Source organism: Pseudomonas sp. CFII64 (assembly GCF_000416235.1).
Lineage (GTDB): Bacteria > Pseudomonadota > Gammaproteobacteria > Pseudomonadales > Pseudomonadaceae > Aquipseudomonas.
Genome location: NZ_ATLO01000024.1, coordinates 1 through 21,018, shown reverse-complemented (window position 1 = coordinate 21,018; position 21,018 = coordinate 1). Strand labels below are relative to the sequence as shown.

General features: G+C 60.4%; 15 protein-coding genes. 5 read left to right on the top strand and 10 right to left on the bottom strand.

The window, feature by feature from the left end:
• Positions 1-221 precede the first annotated feature (221 nt).
• Positions 222-1,379, top strand: a complete 1,158-nt coding sequence (locus CFII64_RS10820) for a glycerophosphodiester phosphodiesterase (RefSeq protein WP_020290812.1) — start codon at positions 222-224, stop codon at positions 1,377-1,379.
• Between the two features lie 439 nt (positions 1,380-1,818).
• The gene (pssA, locus tag CFII64_RS10815) at positions 1,819-3,162 is read left to right on the top strand and encodes a CDP-diacylglycerol--serine O-phosphatidyltransferase (protein ID WP_020290811.1); all 1,344 of its coding nucleotides are present in this window, start codon (positions 1,819-1,821) and stop codon (positions 3,160-3,162) included.
• A 4-nt stretch (positions 3,163-3,166) separates the two neighbouring features.
• On the opposite strand, the gene CFII64_RS10810 is transcribed toward pssA, so the two are convergent.
• Both CFII64_RS10810 and CFII64_RS10805 read right to left on the bottom strand, forming a co-directional pair.
• Positions 3,167-6,721, bottom strand: coding sequence for a molybdopterin cofactor-binding domain-containing protein (locus CFII64_RS10810; protein ID WP_020290810.1), 3,555 nt, complete (start codon positions 6,719-6,721; stop codon positions 3,167-3,169).
• Between the two features lie 13 nt (positions 6,722-6,734).
• Complete coding sequence (locus CFII64_RS10805; RefSeq protein WP_020290809.1) at positions 6,735-7,223, bottom strand: (2Fe-2S)-binding protein; 489 nt, start codon at positions 7,221-7,223, stop codon at positions 6,735-6,737.
• A gap of 354 nt (positions 7,224-7,577) precedes the next feature.
• Here CFII64_RS10805 and CFII64_RS10800 point away from each other — a divergent pair, with 354 nt between their 5' ends.
• Entirely contained in the window at positions 7,578-8,891 is a 1,314-nt protein-coding gene (locus CFII64_RS10800) for an MFS transporter (protein WP_020290808.1), read from the top strand.
• Between the two features lie 191 nt (positions 8,892-9,082).
• Here CFII64_RS10800 and CFII64_RS10795 read toward each other — a convergent pair whose 3' ends face one another.
• The gene (locus CFII64_RS10795) at positions 9,083-10,057 is read right to left on the bottom strand and encodes an aldo/keto reductase (protein ID WP_080290666.1); all 975 of its coding nucleotides are present in this window, start codon (positions 10,055-10,057) and stop codon (positions 9,083-9,085) included.
• A 10-nt stretch (positions 10,058-10,067) separates the two neighbouring features.
• On the bottom strand, positions 10,068-11,336 hold the full coding sequence (locus tag CFII64_RS10790; RefSeq protein WP_020290806.1) for an NTP/NDP exchange transporter: 1,269 nt from the start codon (positions 11,334-11,336) through the stop codon (positions 10,068-10,070).
• Positions 11,337-11,519: 183 nt separating this feature from the next.
• Here CFII64_RS10790 and CFII64_RS10785 point away from each other — a divergent pair, with 183 nt between their 5' ends.
• Positions 11,520-11,864: a hypothetical protein gene (locus tag CFII64_RS10785; protein WP_020290805.1), complete on the top strand. Its 345-nt coding sequence runs from the start codon at positions 11,520-11,522 to the stop codon at positions 11,862-11,864.
• Between the two features lie 22 nt (positions 11,865-11,886).
• Here the strand turns inward: CFII64_RS10785 and ligD are convergent, their stop codons facing one another.
• The 6 genes from ligD to CFII64_RS10755 all read right to left on the bottom strand — a co-directional run bounded on the left by ligD (position 11,887) and on the right by CFII64_RS10755 (position 20,470).
• On the bottom strand, positions 11,887-14,502 hold the full coding sequence (gene ligD, locus CFII64_RS10780) for a DNA ligase D (protein WP_020290804.1): 2,616 nt from the start codon (positions 14,500-14,502) through the stop codon (positions 11,887-11,889).
• 21 nt (positions 14,503-14,523) lie between these two features.
• The gene (locus CFII64_RS10775; RefSeq protein WP_020290803.1) at positions 14,524-15,441 is read right to left on the bottom strand and encodes a Ku protein; all 918 of its coding nucleotides are present in this window, start codon (positions 15,439-15,441) and stop codon (positions 14,524-14,526) included.
• 128 nt (positions 15,442-15,569) lie between these two features.
• Entirely contained in the window at positions 15,570-16,907 is a 1,338-nt protein-coding gene (locus CFII64_RS10770; protein ID WP_020290802.1) for an MFS transporter, read from the bottom strand.
• Between the two features lie 102 nt (positions 16,908-17,009).
• Positions 17,010-17,948, bottom strand: coding sequence for a hydroxymethylglutaryl-CoA lyase (locus CFII64_RS10765; protein ID WP_020290801.1), 939 nt, complete (start codon positions 17,946-17,948; stop codon positions 17,010-17,012).
• The gene (locus tag CFII64_RS10760; RefSeq protein WP_020290800.1) at positions 17,945-19,138 is read right to left on the bottom strand and encodes a CaiB/BaiF CoA-transferase family protein; all 1,194 of its coding nucleotides are present in this window, start codon (positions 19,136-19,138) and stop codon (positions 17,945-17,947) included. The genes CFII64_RS10765 and CFII64_RS10760 overlap by 4 nt, the downstream gene beginning before the upstream one ends.
• 417 nt (positions 19,139-19,555) lie before the next feature.
• A complete protein-coding gene (locus CFII64_RS10755) occupies positions 19,556-20,470 on the bottom strand; it encodes a LysR substrate-binding domain-containing protein (protein WP_020290799.1) in 915 nt (304 codons plus the stop codon).
• Positions 20,471-20,717: 247 nt separating this feature from the next.
• Between CFII64_RS10755 and CFII64_RS10750 the strand changes: the two genes are divergently transcribed.
• The coding region (locus CFII64_RS10750; protein ID WP_020290798.1) for an LLM class flavin-dependent oxidoreductase at positions 20,718-21,018 on the top strand (301 nt) is incomplete at its 3' end.

Below are 21,018 nucleotides of genomic sequence, written 5' to 3'. Positions count from 1 at the left end.
GTTCACGGAGCGGACGCATTTGCCGTGCAAGCTGATAACAAATGAGACCCATAGTGCCCAAATGCGTGCGGATGAGCCACAAACCTCTCAATAACTCTGCGTTTGGGTGCGACATGGCTCATCCGAAAGCGACAGGCGCCTTGCCGGTCCCGCTTGATGCTGGTAATGCTTTGCGCGGATCAAGACGGTCATCCATGACGATCAGAAGGAATTACATGCCCATGTTGAAAGGAATGTCGAACAACCTGTTTCGTAAAACCCCGATTGCCCAGTTGTTGGCAGCGAGTGTATTCACAGGCTTGCTGCTGTCATCGGCCGTCGCGGTTTCGGCCGAAGCGCCGGGCAAGGCGTTGAGTGAAAAGATCGGTTTGCCATGGCCTGCGGTCATTGCCCATCGCGGCGCTTCGTTTGACGCGCCAGAAGAAACCATTCCGGCCTACACCGTGGCCCGTGAATTGGGGGCGGATTATCTGGAAATGGATATTCAGCGCACCAAAGACGGGGTGTTGATCGCCTTGCATGACGACACTCTGGTACGCACCACCAACGTCGCCGACGTTTTCCCCGCGCGCGCCAAGGATCCGGTCAGCACCTTTACCCTCGCCGAACTCAAGCAACTCGACGCCGGAACCTGGTTCAACAAGGCCTATCCCGACCGTGCGCGCGCCAGCTATGCCGGGTTGCAAATCCTGACCCTGGATGAAGTGATCGACATCGCCGAAGGCGGCAGCAACAAGCCCGGCCTGTATATCGAAACTAAAGTCCCTGCGCAGTTTCCCGGCATTGAAGCCGACTTGAAAAAGAACCTGGATAAACGCGGCTGGCTGACTTCGCGCCCGGCCGCCAGCGCAGGTCATGTCAACGTGGCGCACATGCCTGGGCGTGTGGTGTTGCAGACCTTCGAGAAACCCAGTCTGGAACTGCTGCAAAAAGAGATGCCGCAAGTACCGAAAGTGCTGCTGTTGTGGATTGGAGAAGGATCGATCGAACCGAAATCCGGCGTAGCCTTCAAGGATTCAGGCTTCAAGGACAAGGCCAGCTATTACGGCGCGCAGGAGGTCAAATCCGAAGCGGAGTTTGCCGCCTGGATGGATTGGGCCAAGGCACACGGCGCGATTGGCACCGGTCCCTCTACGAAACTCACTCACGGTGGCGATCAGAGTTACATGGACCTGGTCAAACCCTGGATGAACAAGATGGCTCATGACAAAGGCCTGGTGGTGCATCCCTATACCGTCGATGACGAAGTGGACTTCAAGAAAGTCAGCGAAGACGGCGTGGATGGCTTCTTTACCAACCGCGCTTCGGAGCTGCTCAGGTTCTACGGTCGGCCGGCGCAAGAAAGCATGGATGCGATCTTGAAGCGCAACGGTTACTGAGCAACCAGCGCACTTCCCGTTGGAGGCTTGCCCGCGAAGGCGTCAGTTCTGGTTTGGAACTTCGGCGGATGTAACGTCGCCTTCGGGGACGAGTCCCCTCCTACCGGGTTGTGTTGACTCGGTAGGACCGGAGTTGTCCGGGAAGGCGTCGGGTTTGCCAAGGACAATCTTCAGCGCTTGCACTGACGCCTTCGGGGACGAGTCCCCTCCTACCGGGTTGTGTTGACTCGGTAGGACCGGAGTTGTCCGGGAAGGCGTCGGGTTTGCCAAGGACAATCTTCAGCGCTTGCACTGACGCCTTCGGGGACGAGTCCCCTCCTACCGGGTTGTGTTGACTCGGTAGGACCGGACTTGTCCGGGATCTCTCAAGAGCATCCACGACCTGACCCCGACTCTGGTGTAAGCTCGTGCGCTGTTGGTTTACCCCTTCGAGAGGCTTATGCGGTCCAACTTCCGACGCTCTACCCTTGCAGCGCTGCGCGGTTTTGTCTTGCCCGGCGATGCCCTCACGATTCTGCCCACTGCTGCTGATTACCGTCGCTGCCTGCTGGAGAAAATCGCCTCGGCGACCCGGCGTATTTACATCATCGCCTTGTACTTGCAGCAGGACGAAGCCGGCCAGGAAATGCTCGACGCACTGTACGCCGCCAAAGCCGCCAGGCCCGAACTGGATGTGGTGGTGCTGGTGGACTGGTTCCGGGCGCAGCGTGGCCTGATTGGCGCGGGACGCCAGCCGGGCAATTCCACGTGGTACCAGGCGCAGAATCTGGAATATGACGAGGAAGTGCCGATTTACGGCGTGCCAGTCCAGACCCGCGAGCTGTTCGGGGTCTTGCATTTGAAAGGCTGCGTGATCGATGACGCCGTGATCTACAGCGGCGCCAGCATCAATAACGTTTACCTGCACAAGCTCGACAAATACCGTCTGGACCGCTATCACGTGGTGGACAGCACGCCGCTGGCCGACGCGTTCCAGGACATGGTGCAGCGTGACATCCTGCCTTCCGGAGCGGTGCATCGCCTGGACCTGCCTTCGCCGCCGACGTCCCGCAGCCTGCGCAGCGAAATCCGGGCCTTTCGCAACCATCTCAAGCGCGCCGTCTACGACACCTCAGCCGGCGTCGAGGAAAACGGTGAGTTGCGGGTCATTCCCTTGTTGGGGGTCGGCCCACGCAACCCGCTCAATCGCACGATTCTCGAACTGATTGCGGCGAGCAAAACCCAGCTGACCATTTGCACGCCTTATTTCAACGTGCCGCTGGCGGTGACGCGGGAAATCAACCGCGCCCTCAAGCGTGGTGTAAAGGTCGACATCATCATCGGCGACAAGAAGGCTAACGACTTCTTTATCCCGCCTGATGAGCCGTTCAAGGTCATTTCGGCATTGCCTTATCTCTACGAGATCAGCTTGCGGCGTTTTGCCCAGAAGCACAAAGCCTCCATTGCCCGCCACCAATTGAACCTGCACCTGTGGAAGGAAGGCGATAACACTTTCCACCTCAAGGGCATGTGGGTCGACGACCGTTACACCTTGCTGACCGGCAACAATCTGAACCCGCGCGCCTTCAATCTGGACCTGGAAAACGCACTGCTGATCGACGATCCCAAGGGTCAATGGATCAGCGCACGCCAGGCCGAAATCGAACGTCTGATGCGCAACACCCAGCGCGTCGGCAAGTACGACGAGCTGGATACCCTCATGGAATATCCGGTCGCCGTCAGGACCTTTTTGCGGCGGGTCAGCCGGGTGCGTGCCGAGCGGTTGTTGTATCGCATTCTTTAACCTTTCAATGCATTCCCGGATTGGCCCGCAACTGGGCCACTTTCTCCCTGACGCCACGCCACTGGGGCTGATTCGGCGCAAATCGGTTGCGTAGATACGCGGTCAAGTCGCTGAGCTGCGTATCGGAAAAACTGTCTTTGAAGCCCGGCATGTAACCCAGATCCTGAGTGGCCGGGGTCGCAATGCCGTGCAGGATGATCTTCAGCAAATTGTCGGGTTGCTGGCTGTGCAGATTGCTGTTGCGGGCCAGTGCCGGACTGACCCCGAACAATTTCGGCCCTTTCCCGTCCGCATGACAACCCTGACAGGCGCCTTCGAAAATACGCTTGCCCCGGCTCAATGACGCCAGTGTCGGCTTGGCGATCAATGCATCGTCAGGCTGCGGTCGGGACACCGCCGATGCATCCAGCGAAACCAGATAAACCGCCATGGCGCGAATGTCGGCAGCGGGCAATTTAGCCAACTCGCCGACCACCGGCCCCATAGGGCCAGCCGCCACGCCATGGGCCTCGGAATGTCCAGTGCTCAGGTAAGTGAACAGGTGCTCCTCGGTCCACGGCGTTGCTGTTTGCGAAAGGCCATTAAGCGCTGGAGCTTGCCAGCCATCCACTGTGCCGCCAGCCAGAAACCAGGCACCGCCCTTCTGCGCGCCCAGCGCATTACGCGGCGAGTGACAGGCCGCGCAATGCCCGAGGCCGTTGACCAGATACGCACCGCGATTCCACTGTTCGCTGCGTTCGGGCAGCGCCTTGGATTCCCCGCTGCGCAGAAACAGCGCGTTCCATCCAGCCAGCAGCGGCCGCAGGTTCCACGGAAAACTCAGATCGTTGCTTCTGGCCGGCTGGCTGACGGGTGTCTGAGTCATCAGCCAGGCGTAGAGCGCCTGCATGTCGGCATCGTTGATATTTCTGAAGGCGGTGTAGGGGAACGCCGGATACAGATGCTTGCCATCGCGACTGATGCCCTGGCGCATGGCTCGCTCGAAGGCCGGATACGACCAGTTACCGATCCCGGTTTGCGTATCCGGCGTGATGTTGCGGGTGTACAGGGTGCCAAACGGCGTTTGCAAGGCCCGCCCGCCCGCATTACTTGCTCCATCTGGCGCGGTATGACAGACCGCGCAGTCCCCCGCCGCCGCCAGCAAACGGCCACGTTCCAGCGTAGCGGCTGACCAGGTGCCAGGATCGGGCGGCGCAATCGGACTGATTTCAGCACGCCACGGCAATGCGCTGCCCAGTAAGGCGCCGAATGCCAGAATCATCGAACCCAACAATCCTCTGAAGCGTTTGGCTTTCGCAGCTACAGGCGGACTACCTTCGCCTTGGCCATCTGCAGCGTTGAGCGCCGCCAGCACCCGCTCGGCAGTGATCGGCAGTTCGCGAAAGCGGATCCCGGTGGCGTCGTAGACCGCGTTGGCAATGGCCGCCGCGCTGGGCACCGCAGCCGACTCCCCCGCGCCCAGCGGCGGCTCGTTCTGGCGCGGCATCATCAACACATCGATGTCCGGCACCTGCGGGAAGATCAGGATCGGATAACCGCCCCATTCCTTGCTGGCAACCGTGGACGCTTCGAAAGTCACCTGTTCCTTGAGCACACGGCTGGTGGATTGAATGACGTTGCCGTGAATCTGATGTTGCACCCCTGCCGGATTGATCATCATGCCGGCGTCATGCCCCACCACCACGCGGGTCACCGATACTTCGCCACTCAACCTGTCTACTGCAACGTCGGCCACCCATGCCGCCCACGCTGCGCCGGAACCGGGAAACTTGCTGTGCATATAACGCGCATAAGCAAAGCCGCGTCCACGCAGCACGTTGTCCTGCTCGGGGATCGTCATCGGTTCGCGGCGTGGCGTCCATTGCGCGCGGGCCGCAGTAGCCCTGACCAGCGCTGCCCCGCGCGCGTCGTGTAGATAACGCAGACGATATTCCACAGGATCAACGCCTGCCGCGAACGCCAGCTCATCGATATAGGACTCATGAGCGAAGGTGTTGGGCAGCGCCGACACGCCACGCATCCACGATGCGCGGACCATGGGCGCCATATCGTTGATGGTCACGCGCATATGTTCGAAGGCATAAGGCGCAACCGAGGTGCGATCGCCCATCTCGAAGATCGCCGCCACCGGCTCGACGCGAGCGGTCAGCAACAGCGCCAGGGTTGGCGCGTCGTTGGACGGAAAACTGGTCGTGAAATCATAACCGGCTACTGCGCCGTCGGCGTTCAGGCCGCCATCGACTTCCATCAGTTGGGCCGCCCCTTTGGGTTCCCAGACATGTTCCTGCTCACGAGTCAGCTGCACGCGCACCGGCAAACCGACGGCACGGGACAGCAACGCGGCGTCAGCGCTCACATCATCGGCACAGTTACGCCCGTAACAGCCGGAAGCTTCCATGCGGATGATTTCAATGCGCTCTTCAGGGTATTCCAGCAGCCAGGCCAGGTCAGCGCGCAGCAGATGCGGGTTCTGCGTGCCGGACCAGACGCGCAAGCCTTCTGGCTGATAATCCGCCAGCGCGCAAGACGGGCCGATGGAAGCGTGCATCTGGTACGGCCAGACATAACGACGCGGCATGCGCTGGCTGGCCTGGGCGAGTGCGCTTTCGATATCGCCCTGATCCAGCACGACCCGCTGCACGTGGGGGTTGGTGCGGATCGCCTGGGCAACATCATCCATGTCCGGCAGCTTGTGATTCCAGGCTTTCCAGGTGACCTTGAGCAGCTGCGCAGCCTTCGCGGCCTGTTCTTCGCGCAACGCAACCACGCCGACAAAATCCCGAATCACCACCACCCGAACCACACCCGGAACCTGGGCGATCGAGGCTTCGTCAACTTCCAGCAGGCTGTTGCCAACGAAGTCACCGCTGTCCAGGCCCGCATACGGTGGACGAATCACTCGACCGTGAAGCATGTTCGGCAAGCGCATGTCATGCACGTAGGTCAACTCGCCCGTGGCTTTGCCGGGAATATCCAGCCGCGCTGCGCCTTTGCCGACCAGGCGATAGGCCGCGACATCTTTCAGTGGTGCAGTACCGGAAATGCCCAGCTCGTCGTGCTCATCCGCGACCAGCTCGGCAAAACTCAGCGTCCGGCCATCACCTGCCGTCACTTCTCCACGATCAATGCTCAACGATTCAAGCGTGACGTCCAGACGCTGCGCCGCGCGCTGCAGCAGAAAGCGGCGCGCTTCTGCAGCGGCATTGCGTAACGGGATCGCGGCAATCTGGATCGTCGCGCTGGCAATGGTCGGCCCCTGATCCGGTGTATTGGCGGTGTCGCCAAGCATCATGCATACCTGCTCCAGCGCCACATCCAGTTCTTCGGCAACGATCTGCGCCAATGCCGTGCGAACTCCGGTGCCGAGGTCGACATGACCGTTGAACGCGTAGACATAACCGTCATCATTGACGGCGATGAACAGCGCCCTCTCCGGCGGCCTGGGCAGCGGCACCCCGCCTTTGGCCAACGGCGCCGAGGCGGGTTCGAGGGTGTCGATGATCAGCAGTACACCGGTTTTGGCCAGCAATTGGTCACGGTTGAGCAAGGTTTGGGGCATGAGGGTGATCCGTTCAAGGCGTCTGGCGCGCGGCACGCCGCACCGCACGAAGTATTTCAAGGTGGGTGCCGCAGCGGCAGAGATTGCCCGCCAGCTCGTGGCGAATCTGGGCGTCAGTGGGCTGGGGGATACGATCAAGCAACGCCTTGGCAGTCATGATCATGCCGTTCATGCAGTAGCCGCATTGCGCGGCCTGCTCGTCGATAAATGCCTGTTGCACCGGATGCGGACGCTGGCGGTTGCCGAGGCCTTCCAGGGTGGTGATTTCCCGCCCCTGAGCGCCGCCCAGGGGAAACACACACGCGCGCGCGGCGATCCCGTCGATGGTCACCGTGCAGGCGCCGCATTCCCCCAACCCGCAGCCGTATTTCGGGCCGTTGAGTTGCAAGTCATTGCGTAACACCAGCAACAGCGGTGTATCAAGCATGGCGGTGACAGCAGCGGTCTGGCCATTGACCCGCAAGGTCACGGTCCTTTCAGGCGCCATGACGGGCTCGCCCATGGCGTGCTCTCCCTTTTCAAAAAGCCATCCGTGGCGTTTGTGAAGTGGTTACTTCATGAAATATGAGCAGTAATGGAGCAGCTGATGAAAGTTGCCCTGCGCAAAGCGGCTATTTAAACCCAGATCGCCGCTACTTTTTTCAGGCGCCTGAGGGGCAAACCCAGGCTTTCGGGTAACTTCCAAGGCTTCAAGCCGCTGGCTACGGGTATTAACATTGCGACTACAGACGCGTCCTACTTCTTTTAAAGACGCATCACTCAAACCGCGAGTACATTTCTCCTCACCTTTGTTCAAAAATCCTTCTATCTTCGCTGGCCTCTTATTGATCAGCCCCGCAGTCGCCAGGACTCATTCATGCCCCCAGCAGATGTAAAAAACACATTGACCGACCTCAACGACCCCATCAAAGCGCTGTACCGGAAAATCACCTGGAAGCTGATTCCGTTCCTGTGTTTCTGTTATCTGGCGGCCTATCTGGACCGGATCAACATCGGTTTCGCCAAATTGCAGATGCTCAATCAACTGCACTTCAGCGAGACCGCCTTCGGCCTGGGCGCCGGGCTGTTTTTTGTCGGCTACATCCTGTTCGAGGTGCCCAGCAATCTAGTCCTGGAAAGGATCGGCGCCAGGATCTGGATCGCCCGGATCATGATCACTTGGGGCCTGCTTTCGGCTTGCACGATGTTGGTCACCACGACGACGCAGTTCTATGTGCTGCGCTTTCTGCTTGGCGTCGCCGAAGCCGGTTTTCTGCCCGGCGTCTTGTTTTACCTGACCACCTGGTTCCCCACCTATCGACGCGGCCGCATCATTGCCCTGTTCATGCTCGGCCTGCCGCTGTCGAGCATCATCGGCGGCCCATTGTCCGGCTGGATCATGAGCCACTTCGACCAGACCGCCGGGCTGCGCGGCTGGCAATGGCTGTTCTTGCTCGAAGCGGTGCCGAGCGTCCTGCTGGGGATTTTGGCCTTCTGGATGCTGCCGAACAATCATCGCCAGGCCCGCTGGCTGGATGACACGCAAAAGCGTCTGCTGGAAAGCGAACTGGCCCTGGATGCCGCCGATGAAAAGGGCAGCAAATACAGCTTTCGCGACGGGTTCTTCAATCTCAAGGTCTGGATGCTCGGCGGCATCGACTTCTCCATGCTGCTCAGCGCCTACGCCATGGGTTTCTGGATGCCGACGTTCATCCGCAATGCGGGGGTGACTGATACCTTCCACATCGGTGTGCTGACCGCGCTGCCGAGCATTGCCGCACTCATGGGCATGCTGTTTATCGGCGCCAGTTCGGACCGGCATCGGGAACGGCGCTGGCACATCATTGTGCCGTACCTGATCGGCGCGGCGGCCATGGCTGGCAGCACTTTTTTTGTTCATGACGTGGTGGCAACCGTGCTGCTGTTCGCGATTGCATCCGCAGGGATATTCGGCGCGTTGCCCGCGTTCTTCAGCCTGCCGGCGACCTTTCTCAAAGGCCGCGCCGCCGCGACCGGCTTCGCGCTGGCCTGCTCATTGGCGAACATCGCGGGCCTGGTGAGCAATTCACTGATGGGCATTGCAATGGACGTCACCGGCAGCAGCGCGGGCGTCATGTGGTTCTTCGCCGTATGCCTGGTTTTGAGCAGTCTGCTGGTGGTGGCGTTACCGGCGAAGGTGGTGAATCGCTAGGGGGCTGTAGGATCCAATTCAGACAGGTGGGACCGGATTTATCCGGAATGCGGCAGTTCTGACGAGGAGATGCGGTGAATGAACCGGCCTCTTCCCGGACAAGTCCGGTCCTACCTGATTGTGCGAAACGGTAGGAGGGGACTTGTTCTTTGTTTGCTGCACGCAGCTATCAACGGCGGCGTTGCCTGACCCTACCCCACCAACGCAATCAGCTGCTGCCGCTGGGCATCGGTGAGCATCGGGCCAAATCCGGCGCCTGCATTTTCCGCCATGTAACGCGGATTGCCGGTGCCGGGAATGACGCAGGTCACCGCCGAATGGGCGAGCAGGAATTTGAGCGCCAGCTGCGCCCAGCTCGTCACTTGCACCTGTGCCGCCCAGCCTGGTAACGGCTTGTCCTTGAGTCGGCCCAGCAAACCGCCGCCGCCAAACGGCCGATTGCAGATCACCGCGACGCCGCGCTCCCGGCAAAGAGGCAACAGACGCGCCTCGGCAGCCCGGTCGTCCAGTGCATAGTTGATCTGCAGAAAATCCAGCTGCTCGGCCTTCAGCACCGCTTCCACATCGGCATACGCCGACGACGTGTAATGCGTAATGCCGATGTAGCGAATGCGGCCTTCTTCTTTCCATTGGCGCAGCGTCGGCAGATGGGTTTTCCAGTCGAGCAGATTGTGAATCTGCATCAAATCGATGCGTTCAGTGCGCAGCAACCGGAACGACTCTTCCATCTGCGCAATCCCCTCCTTGCGGCCGCGCGTCCACACCTTGGTGGCGAGAAACGCAGGCGAGCTGGGTTGATGGATGGACAACAGTTCGCCAGTGGACTGCTCCGCGCGGCCGTACATGGGTGAGCTGTCGATCAGCGTGCCGCCGGCGGCGAACAGGGCATCGATGACCGCAGGCAGGCTTTTGTAGGCCGCGCTGGAGGTGGCCACGTCAAAACCGCGATAAGTGCCCAGCCCGATCATTGGCAGCGGCTCGTTGCTGGAGGGAATGGCGCGGGTCAGCATTTTTCTGGCTCCTGTCGGCAAGGTCGAGGGTGAAGTCGGCGAAGGAATGGTTGGCGGCCTGGACTCGCCAGTTGCCGTGTCGAACGCGAAAGCCGCCGATAGGCCAGCCGCCAGTGTGAGAATTCTTCTGCGCGAGAAAACAGCAGGGTCGGACATGAGTTTCCCCTTATCTGTCGTTCGTGGTCGCCCGCTGTGCCTGACGCTTTGCCAGCCAGAAACACAGCCAGGCCCAAAGCCCGGCAAAGGGCACGATAACCATAGCCAACAGCCCGAAACCCGCACCCAGCGCCGTCAATCCAACGGACAACCAGCCACTCGCGGCGTCGCCGCCCCGGTACACCACGGTTTCGATGACATTCTTGGCCTTGTACTTTTCCTCCCGGCTCACCACGGTCCACAGCACTTCGCGACCGGGCCGGACAATGGCGAACTCCACAGCACGCCGCAGCCCTTGCGCCAACGCGACGGTCGTGGGGACCGGCGCCAGAGCCATGGCCATGAAAGCCGCCACTGTCGCCAAAGGCAGCGCCACCAGCGCACCGCCGATGCCGACCAGGCGGATCAACGGTGCCGTCAGCGCCAGCTGGAAGATCAGCGTCAAGGCCGAGACAATCAGGTCGACCGTCGCAAAAAACTGCGTGCGGCTCCCTACGTCAGCGTAGCTGCCAGCGACAATCCGACCTTGCTCGAAATACAACAGGGTCGCCGCGCTGGTGTGCAGCAGCATGAACAGCACCAACCCGAACAGATACGGCGAGCGCGTGATCAGCGTTACGCCCGCCAGCATGCCGCCGCCCATGCGCTGCTCATCCCTGGACACGTCCCGCTCCTGGCTCTGGGTACGACTCAGCAACGCCCGATAACATTGCACCGCCGCTTCAAGCAGCACTGCGGCAGCGAAGGTCAAGGCAATCGGGCCAAGGCGGGTCGCCATGGTTGCCGCGAGCAAGGGCCCGATGAAGGTGCCCAGCGTGCCGCCCGCAGCAATGAAACCGAACAGTCGCCGCCCTTGCTCGCTGGAAAACCGGTCCACCAGCACACTCCAGAAAATGGAGACGATGAACAAGTTGTAAATGCTGATCCAGACGAAGAACACACGGCCTACCGCCACGGGCGCGGCGTGATTGGCGATCAGCACGCCGAACACCAGCATCGACAACGCGATCAGGCGATAGACCAAGGGGACAAAGCGTCTGGGCGGCAAGCGGGAAACCAGCGCGCCAAACAGTGGGACCATCACCAGCATTGCCACGAACGTCGCGGTGAACAGCCATTGCAATTTGTCCGCGCCGCCTTCCAGGCCCAGCGCATCCCGCAGCGGCCGGACCAGGTAGTAGCTGGCCAGCACACAGAAATGAAAGGCGAACCCCAACAGCAAGGCAGCCTTTTCCGCAGGTTCAACCTTGACCCATTTCGACGTGGCGGCAACCGGCATCACAGCGAATCGCCGGGGTGACAGGGCAAAAATCCGTGGATCGGCATCGCGACTTTCCTTAGCGGCTATTGATTGATCGACCGTGCCTGTCCGGGTCGGTTCAAAAGGCGCTCGTCCGGAGGGTTGAACGACCGCCTCACTCGTACGTCAGACCTGCAACCCGCGACGAAGAGCAATAACCTTATGAGCACCGTCATTTCCATCGAGCAACTGGCCACTGTTGATCTGCGCATGATCAATGAAATCTGGCTTTCATCATCGCCAGCACCGCAGGAGAACGATCCTCTGCAACCCAAGCTGTGCCTGTGGCGCGGCGAGCAACTGTTCACCCACGACATGATGAGCGAAGGCACCCATGGTCAGAACGTCAATCGTTTATGGCTGAGCGTGGACGATATCGAAGACCAGCCCCTGATCCGCAGCGTCGAAGCCGCCGTTCGCCAGCGTCTGGCACAAATGGACATGCAGGGTGAGTTCTACCCAGCGGAACAGGCCGACACTCACCAGGTGCATATCCCAGGTAAGTGAAGGCCTGGCAGCCGCTTATTGGCTAGCGCTTGTGCCCCAATTGCGCCCACATTTTCTTGGTGATGCGCTGACGATTCTGGTAGCCGGCCCACGGGTCGGACTTTAGGGTACTCAGCCGCTCTTGCACGTTGCCGACGTTCCATTGCCCGGCTGACGTCAAACCCTCCAGTTCATAACGGGCGACTGGCACCGAGACCGGCAAGCCGGGCCGGGCGCGCGCCGAATAGGCAACCACGGTACTTGCGCCACGGGTGTTGCGCAGGTAATCGATAAACACTTTTCCCACGCGATTTTTCGGGCCCATGGTTGCCGTGAAGCGTTCGGGCAGTTGTTGGCTGATGAACTCGGCGACGGCCTTGGCGAAGGCTTTGACGGTGTCCCAATCCGCCTGCCGCGCCAAAGGTACGATGATGTGCATGCCTTTGCCGCCGCTGGTCTTGATGAACGCCTGCAGTCCCAGCTCGTCGAGCACTGATAGCGTCATCTGCGTCGCTTCGATGATGCTGCGCCACGGCAGTTTGTCGTCGGGATCGAGGTCCAGCACAAAGTGATCCGGCGTCTCGATTCGATCACTGGTAGCGCCCCAGCGATGCAATTCGATCGTCCCCATCTGCGCCGCGCCCACCAGAGCCTGCACGGTGTCGATTTCCATCAACCGCGCATGCCCAGGGTCGAGTCCGGCCTTGAGCTGCTTGATATTGGGGATTTTCAGTCGCTCGGCGTGCTTCTGAAAAAACTGTTCGCCCCCGACACCTTCGGGACAGCGCAGCAAAGCCACCGGGCGGTTTTTCAAGTGCGGCAGGATCCAGTCGGCGACGGTTTCGTAATAGTGGGCCAGGTCCACTTTGAGGATGCCGCTTTCGGCGTCGATCACCCGGTCTGGATGACTGATACTGACGCCCGCCACATCGATACGGTTTTTTGCTGACTTTGCGGATTTCTTGGCAGTTTCACTGGTTGCCTTGCGTGCCTTGGGCTTGAACGCGCCCTTGAGTTCGGTGGCCGCGCGAGGATGCTCATGGATGACCTGACTCGCTGGCTTGTCGGTGCGCAAGCCGACAAATGCCGCCTGACGCACAATGCCTTCGCGAGTCCACTCGGCGAACTCCGCTTCGCAGACCAGTTCCGGCTCGATCCAGTGCACGCCCCGGCCCTGGGCACTGGTCAGCTTTTTCGCCAGCGGCGATGAGCTGCGTTCAAGCTCAATCATGCGTTCGCCGAGTTGTTTGAGGGTGCTCCGGTTGAAGCCGGTGCCGACCTTGCCGGCGTACATCAGGCCCGGATTCTCGCCCTCTTCATTGACCGCCAGCAGTATCGCGCCGAAATCGCTGCGGCTGCCTTGGGGCTGTGTGTAGCCGACAATCACGAACTCCTGACGCAGCCGGCATTTGAGCTTGATCCAGTCCGGACTGCGTTTGCTGACATAAGCACTGCCCGGCCGCTTGCCGATAACCCCTTCCAGCCCCATGGCGCTGGCGCTTTCCACAATATCCTTGTGGGCGGAACGGAACGCATCGGAAAAGCGCAGCAATTTACTGCGCTGTTTGCCCAGCAACTGTTTCAACGCCGCACGTCGCTCCTCGATGGGCATATCGCACAGGTCTTGCCCGTTGAGAAAGGGCACGTCGAACAAGTAATAAACAATGTCTTTGCTGCGGCCCAGTTCAAAGGCGTTCTGCAACGCCTGAAAATCCGACAAACCCTGCTCGTTGAGCATGACCATTTCACCATCCAGCCAGCTATCACCAAGCCCCAACGCAGCGAGGGCCTTGGCTTGCAAAGGCAGCCGTTCGGTCCAGTCGTTGCCATTGCGACTGAACAGACGCACTTCACCACCGAGGATTTGCGTCAGGATGCGATAACCATCGAATTTGACTTCATACAGCCAGTCACCGTCGGGCGGAGCATCCACCAGCGTCGCCAGTTGCGGGGTCAGCTTATCGGGAACTGCAGCGGCTTTTTTTGCGGCTTTGGGCTTGGTCGCCGGTTTTTCAGGCGCAGTAACCGCGGTTTTGCGTTTGGCCCTGGCGGGTGGCGCGGACGCCCGTTCCTTACCCACCAACGCGCCGCTCACCACACTTTGCGGTTGATCCTGGACGATGTCGTATTCATCACCAGAGCGAGCCACTTCGTCCTTCTCCTTGATCAGCAGCCACTGGGGCTTGTCGCTGCTGCCCTTGAGCCGGGTGCGGACCAGCGTCCAGTCGCCGCTCAGTTTTTCCCCGACCAGCGTGAATTTGAGCTTGCCCTGCTTGTAAGTGTCACGAGGATCGCCGTGCGGTTGCCAGATCCCCCGGTCCCAGACGATCACATCACCCGCGCCGTATTGGCCTTCGGGAATGCTGCCTTCGAAACTGGCGTAACCCAGCGGATGGTCTTCAACCTGCACCGCCAGACGCTTGTTGGCCGGATCGAGGCTCGGGCCTTTGGGCACTGCCCAGCTTTTCAGCGTGCCACCCAGCTCAAGGCGAAAATCGTAATGCAGGCTGCGCGCATCGTGCTTGTGAATGACAAAGCTCAACGCCTTCGCGGCGTCCTTGCCCTTTTCCTTGCTCTTGCTACGCGCAGGCGAATCCGCAGGCTCGGAAGTGATGTCGAAGTTGCGCTTGCGTGCGTATTCACTCACCGGCTTGGCCATGGTTAATCCTCTAGCCTGTTGTCAGGAAGCCTTGGTTGTTTTCTTGCGCGCCGGGGCCCGGCGCTTGGCGGGAGCCTCGGCAGCAGTCTTGGAAGTTGTTTTGGAACCTGGCTTGCCGGCCGGTTTGGCCGCGCTTTTACTGCCAGCGCTTTTGCCCGCCAAACTGCGCTTGAGCAATTCGGTAAGGTCGATGACGTCCGCGCTTTTACGTTCTGTGTCTTCGGTATCGGTTTCCACGGTTTCGAGTTTGCCTTCGCGTGCCTTGGTTTCCACCAGGTGCATGATCTGGTCCTGGAAGGTGTCGCGATAATCCTCCGGCTGCCAGTCGGCACTCATGTCCTCAACCAGGCGCTTGGCCATGCTCAGCTCCGCCTTGCTGAGTTTGACGTCGGTGACCGCATCGGTAAGCTCCAGAGTCTCCAGACCGCGCACTTCCGAGGGCCAGCGCAGAATCACCAGCACCATCGCCGACTCCAGCGGCATCACCGCCGCCAGATGCTGGCGGGTGTGCAGCACCACATTGGCCAGGGCGACTTTTTTGGTTTCATTCAGGGTTTCGCGAAGCAACGCATAAACCTTTTCGCCGCGCTTGTCCGGGGCGAGGAAATACGGGGTTTCGATGTGTTGCAGAGGGATTTGCTTACTGTCGACGAAGCCGAAGATTTCGATGGTCTGGGTCGACTTGGGGTGCGCCGCGCGAATTTCTTCTTCGCTGAGCACCACATATTGGCCCTTCTCGTATTGCACACCTTTGACGATGTTTTCCTTGGTCATCTCCTTGCCGGTGACCTTGTTGATGCGTTTGTAGCCCACCGGCTCCATGCTGCGCTTGTCGAGCCAGTCGAAATCTACGCCCTGCGAAGAAGTCGCCGACACCAGCGCGACAGGAATATGCACCAGCCCAAAACTGATCGCGCCTTTCCAGATTGCCCTTGCCATCGCCTGATTCCCTGTCTGAGGTGTTTAAAAGTGACAGGAGCGGCGCGGCAAAAGTTTCGAAGGGACGACGGGCGTTACAGACAGGAAAAAACCCGCCGGAGCGGGTTTAGCCTTAAATGACTTAATCGTTAGCCCTCACTTTTATCCAACGTCCGCAACTTCGCCGGCAACCCCCACAGCAACAGCGCGGCGGCGAGCAGGCTGGAGACGCCGATGACGTAGAGCGCTGGCGTGGTGCTGCCGGTCAGGTCTTTGATGCGGCCGACCATGACCGGGCTGACGATGCCGCCGAACTGGCCCATTGTGTTGATCAGGGCGATGCCGCCGGCAGCACCGGCACCCGCGCCGGCCAGCAGCTTTGGAGGCAAAGTCCAGAACGCCGGGATCGAGGCGACGATGCCTGCGCCCAGCATGGCCAGGGAGATGATCAGGAACACGGTGTGCTGGGCGAAAATCCCGGCGCTGAAGAAACCGACAGCGCCGAGGACGACCAGCCCGCAGACGTATTTGCGCCGTTCGCCACTGGAGTCGGACAAGCGACCGACCACCACCATGCTGATTGCGCCGAAGACGTACGGAATCGCCGTCAGCAAACCGATCACCACCGGGCTTTCCGTACCGGCGCTGCGAATCAGCTGCGGGGCCCAGAAATTCAGGCCGTAGGACGCCACCTGAATCAGGAAGTAAATCAGCCCCAACATGAGGAAGCCGGGCATCTTCAGTGCGCTGAGCAACGATCCGCCATGTTTGTGCGGCTCATGCTGGGCGATGCGGCTGGAGAGGTAGGTTTTTTCTTCAGCGGTGAGCCAATGGGCATCGGCGATTTTGTCCTTGAGCACCAGCAGCACCACCAGGCCGAGGCCGATGCACGGCAAGCCGCCCAATAGGAACAGCCAATGCCAGCCGCGCATGTCGAGCAAGCCGTCCATGTGTCCCAGCACCAAACCCGAAACCGGCGCGCCGATCAATCCGGCGAACGCTGAGGCCAGGAACAGGATCGAGGTGATCCGCCCCCGGTAGGTCTGCGGGAACCACAAGGTCAGGTAATACAAGACGCCCGGGGCGAAACCGGCTTCCATGGCGCCGATGATGAAGCGCAGCGCATAGAACTGCCATTCAGTGTTGACGAACACCATCAAGGCCGTCGCAACACCCCACGACATCATGATCCTGGCGATCCAGCGTCGCGCGCCGACCTTGTAGAGCATGATGTTGCTCGGCACTTCGAACAGCACATAACCGACCACGAACAACCCGGCACCCAGGCCATAGGCGGTATCGCTAAGGCTGAGGTCAGCCTGCAACTGAAACTTGGCGAAGCTGATGTTGATGCGATCGAAAAATGCAAACAGGTAGCACACCATGATCAGCGGCATCAGCCGCCAGGCCACTTTGCGAACCAGCGATTTTTCGGCGTCGGCGATCTGCGCGGGGGTACTGCCCGCGTTCAAAACAGAAACGGTCATGTGCGTGTCTCCAGGCGGCCCCTTCAAAGGAGGCCGTTTGTTTTTGTTGTCTGGTAGGAAGGGGTACTGGCCCCATTCAAGCGCTAACGGTGTTGCGTTGACTCAACCCGGCAGGTTGGTCGGCGCGGGATGCAGGTCGCTGTTGCGTCCTGCCTTGGCGACCTGCCCGGGCATTTCATGGCCCAGCAGGTCCGGCAGTTGCCGGGAAAGCTTCAAGAGGTGCGGCAAATCGATACCGGTCTGGATACCCATTTCCTCACACAGGTTCACCAGATCCTCGGTGCAGATATTTCCGGATGCACCAGGGGCGAACGGGCAACCTCCGAGGCCGCCGAGGGATGCATCGAACCGGCGCGCGCCAGCCTCATACGCCGCCAGCACATTGCTCAGACCAATGCCTCGGGTGTTATGAAAGTGCAAGGTCAACGCCGCTGCCGGAACCCGGCTCAACACCCGCTGGACCAATCGGTGGACCTGACGTGGATTGGCCATGCCGGTGGTGTCCGCCAGGCTGATGCCTTGCATGCCCAGCTCCAGATACGCGTCGACGATTTGCAGCACACGATCTTCGCTGATCGGTCCTTCGAACGGGCAGCCAAAAGTGGTGGCGATTGAGCCATTGAGGCTCAGCGTCGTCCCGCGAGCCAGCGCCACCACATCGCCAAATGCCGCCAGGGATTGCTCGCAACGCATGCGCATGTTCGCCCGGTTGTGGGTCTGGCTGGCGGACATCACCAGGTTCAGCTCATCGGCACCCGCCTCCAGCGCACGTTGCGCGCCCTTGAGGTTGGGAATCAGCGCGACGTAGATGACGCCCGCCTGACGCCGAATACCACGAAAGACTTCATCGCCATCGCGCAGGGCAGGAATAGCCTTGGGAGACACGAAAGATCCTGCTTCAATCCGGGAAAAGCCTGCCAGCGACAGCTGATCAATCAGCGCGATCTTGTCGGCGGTTTCGACCCACTTCGGTTCAATCTGCAAACCGTCGCGCGGGGCAACTTCCTGGACGATCAAGCGCTCGGAGTAGTCAGTGATCATTGCACCACTCCTTCCTGTTTGAGCCGCTGGATGTCGGCAGCGGTGATGCCCAGGCTGTCGAGCACGCTGTCGGTGTGCTGGCCCAGGCTCGGGCCTTGCCAGTTCACTTCGCCGGGAGTTTCCGAGAGTTTGGGAACGATGCCGGGCATTTTCACTGCGGCACCGCCAGGCAGCTCGGCGTCGAGGATCATGCCCCGCGCCTGATAATGCGGATCGGCCACAATGTCGGCGACGTTGTAGATCCGCCCGGCAGGGACTTCGGCTTGCTCCAGGACGCGCAGCACTTCGTCGATGGGCAGGCTGGAAGACCAGACGCTGATTGCTTCGTCGAGCAGCGCGCACTGCGCAGCACGCCCGTCGTTGTGGGCGAACTCCGGGTTTTCTCCCAGATCGGCGCGCCGGATGGCCAGCATCAGGCGCTTGAAGATCGGGTCGCTGTTGCCGGCGATCACCACATAGGCGCCATCTGCGGTGGGGTAGGTGTTGGACGGGGCAATACCAGGCAAGGCACCGCCGCTGCGCTCGCGAATGTGACCGAGCATGTCGTATTCCGGCACCAGGCTTTCCATCACGTTGAACACGCTTTCGGCCAGTGACACATCGACGATTTGCCCGTCGCCCTGCCCGGTCTTGACCCGCAGCAAGGCCATCAAGGCGCCCATCACCGCATGCATCGAAGCCAGCGAGTCGCCGAGGCTGACACCCACCCGCGCCGGTGGCGTGCCCGGCGTGCCGGTGGTGTAGCGAATCCCGCCCATCGCTTCGCCGATGGCACCGAAGCCCGGCCGATCACGATAAGGGCCGGTCTGGCCGTAGCCGGAAATCCGCACCAGGGTCAGCTTCGGGTTCAGGGCATGCAGCACGTCCCAGCCCAGGCCAAGTTTTTCCAGGGCGCCGGGGCGCAGGTTCTCGATCAGCACGTCGGTGCTTTCGGCGAGCTGCTTGACGATGGCGATGCCTTCGGGGGATTTCAGATTCAGCGCGAGGGATTTCTTGTTGCGCGATTGCAGGTACCACCACAAGGACGTGCCTTCATGGAGTTTTCGCCATTTGCGAAGAGGATCACCCTGCCCCATGGCCTCGATCTTGATTACCTCGGCACCGAATTCGGCCATCAGGCGCGCGGCAAACGGCGCGGCGATCAAGGTGCCGATTTCGATGACGCGAATGCCATTCAGAGGAGCAGTCATGTGAGTTACCTCTTTTATTTTTGGAATTGGAGCCAGCGTAGAGGATCGGGCGCGGATAAATCCAACCTTCAGTGGGCAATGGTCGTTCGCGAAACGCGAACGGCCCGCTCATCAAACAACGAAATGCTCGTTGGAGGCTTGGCGTAGGACCGGCTTTAGCCGGGAGGGCGATTGACGCTCTCGCGACTAAAGTCGCTCCTACGGTAGCTCCTACTGCCGATTCGCGGGCAAGCCTCGCTGCAACGGGTGTCGGCGTTTGCTGCGAGCCAGAGCGGCATCCGGACGACGAGGGATCTCCAACGGGTTTGCACAAATCAGGTAGGACCGGACTTGTCCGGGAAGACGTGGGCGCAGACAGCGGGTTGTGTCAGGGGAATGATGTCGACCCATCCTACGACATCGGGGACAAGTCCCCTCCTACTGGTTTTCGACACCGCGCAAATGCTCGAACAGCATCCGGCTTACCGGGGCTAGTGCGTCCTGTTCGCGGGTGATCAGGAGCAGCGTGCGCTCGGACCAGTCGTCGTTCAGCGCGACGGCAGTGAGGCCAAGTGCGCGACCAAACAATTCAAAAGCCTTGAGCGGCAAAATGCCAATGCCCATGTCGGCCTGAACCATGCGGCACACGGCATCGAAACCCGGCACATGAATACGCAGGCGCAACACGCGACCCGCTGAACGCGCCGCCGCCTGAGTGCGCATATGGATCGAACTGGCGGCGTGCAGGCCAATATGATCGCTGTCCAGGGTATCGACGAACGCCACTTGATCCAGCTGCGCCAACGGATGATCGGGGCGCATCACGACGACGAGTTTGTCGCGGCGATACGGCACGCTGAACAAGTCATGGGTGTCGGTGTCGGCAGAACAGATGCCAATGTCCGCGACGCCATCAATCACGCCCTGAACCACGCCGGTGCTGGGCCGCTCCTCCAGATCGACTTTGACCTGGGCATGGCAGGCGATGAACTCATGCAGATCCTCGGGCAGAAACTGGATGATCGCCGAGAGATTGGCCTGCATGCGCACGTAACCGCGTAACCCTTGAACGTGTTCGCCCAGTTCCATGCCCATCTTTTCCACGTCGAACAACATGCGGCGGGCATGGTGCAGCAAGGTTTCCCCGGCGGCCGTGAGGGTCATGCCCTTGGCGTTGCGCACGAACAGACCGATTCCCAGCGCATCTTCCAGCTCCATCAGACGCTTGCTCGCCGCCGAAACCGCAATCGCCTCCCGCGCCGCGGCTCGGGTCAAGGTGCCTTCTTCATGCACCGCGACAAACACTTGAAGGGTTATCAGGTCCAGACGGCGGATCAGATTTTTGTGCAGCATGAGCGCAAGTCTCAAGGAATAGATGGGAGATGATCGGCCGAGGATATAGGCAAACAGCGGCGCGCAGGGCTTTCAACCGACAGTGCTCCAGGTTCGGCGCCTCTTTGTTATGCCTTTAAGATCTAAAAATATGGATATACGTTATTTTGCGGAATAAACCAGGCGCTTTATAACTGGACCCCATTGCTGCCTGAGCAACAGCTGTTCAACAGGTACAGCGCCCGCCCGAACACTTAAAGGATTTGTCATGGATGTTTTCTGGTTTCTTCCCACCCACGGCGACGGCCACTATCTAGGCACCAGCAAAGGCGCGCGACCGGTCACGTTGAATTACCTGAAACAGGTGGCCCAGGCCGCTGACGACCTCGGTTACCACGGCGTGTTGATTCCCACCGGGCGCTCCTGCGAAGACTCATGGGTGATCGCTTCGGCACTGGTGCCGCTGACCGAACGCCTGAAATATCTGGTGGCGATCCGCCCAGGCATCATTTCCCCAACGGTGTCCGCGCGCATGGCCGCGACCCTGGATCGCTTGTCGGGTGGGCGTC

What these genes read in the sequence shown, in the direction of transcription:
- CFII64_RS10810 (WP_020290810.1), bottom strand. Translation starts at nt 6,721, where the DNA reads ATGCCCCAAACCTTGCTCAACCGTGACCAATTGCTGGCCAAAACCGGT.
- CFII64_RS10755 (WP_020290799.1), bottom strand. Translation starts at nt 20,470, where the DNA reads ATGCTGCACAAAAATCTGATCCGCCGTCTGGACCTGATAACCCTTCAA.
- CFII64_RS10785 (WP_020290805.1), top strand. Translation starts at nt 11,520, where the DNA reads ATGAGCACCGTCATTTCCATCGAGCAACTGGCCACTGTTGATCTGCGC.
- pssA (WP_020290811.1), top strand. Translation starts at nt 1,819, where the DNA reads ATGCGGTCCAACTTCCGACGCTCTACCCTTGCAGCGCTGCGCGGTTTT.
- CFII64_RS10820 (WP_020290812.1), top strand. Translation starts at nt 222, where the DNA reads ATGTTGAAAGGAATGTCGAACAACCTGTTTCGTAAAACCCCGATTGCC.
- CFII64_RS10795 (WP_080290666.1), bottom strand. Translation starts at nt 10,057, where the DNA reads ATGTCCGACCCTGCTGTTTTCTCGCGCAGAAGAATTCTCACACTGGCG.
- CFII64_RS10805 (WP_020290809.1), bottom strand. Translation starts at nt 7,223, where the DNA reads ATGGGCGAGCCCGTCATGGCGCCTGAAAGGACCGTGACCTTGCGGGTC.
- ligD (WP_020290804.1), bottom strand. Translation starts at nt 14,502, where the DNA reads ATGGCCAAGCCGGTGAGTGAATACGCACGCAAGCGCAACTTCGACATC.
- CFII64_RS10790 (WP_020290806.1), bottom strand. Translation starts at nt 11,336, where the DNA reads ATGCCGGTTGCCGCCACGTCGAAATGGGTCAAGGTTGAACCTGCGGAA.
- CFII64_RS10765 (WP_020290801.1), bottom strand. Translation starts at nt 17,948, where the DNA reads ATGATCACTGACTACTCCGAGCGCTTGATCGTCCAGGAAGTTGCCCCG.
- CFII64_RS10775 (WP_020290803.1), bottom strand. Translation starts at nt 15,441, where the DNA reads ATGGCAAGGGCAATCTGGAAAGGCGCGATCAGTTTTGGGCTGGTGCAT.
- CFII64_RS10760 (WP_020290800.1), bottom strand. Translation starts at nt 19,138, where the DNA reads ATGACTGCTCCTCTGAATGGCATTCGCGTCATCGAAATCGGCACCTTG.
- CFII64_RS10800 (WP_020290808.1), top strand. Translation starts at nt 7,578, where the DNA reads ATGCCCCCAGCAGATGTAAAAAACACATTGACCGACCTCAACGACCCC.
- CFII64_RS10770 (WP_020290802.1), bottom strand. Translation starts at nt 16,907, where the DNA reads ATGACCGTTTCTGTTTTGAACGCGGGCAGTACCCCCGCGCAGATCGCC.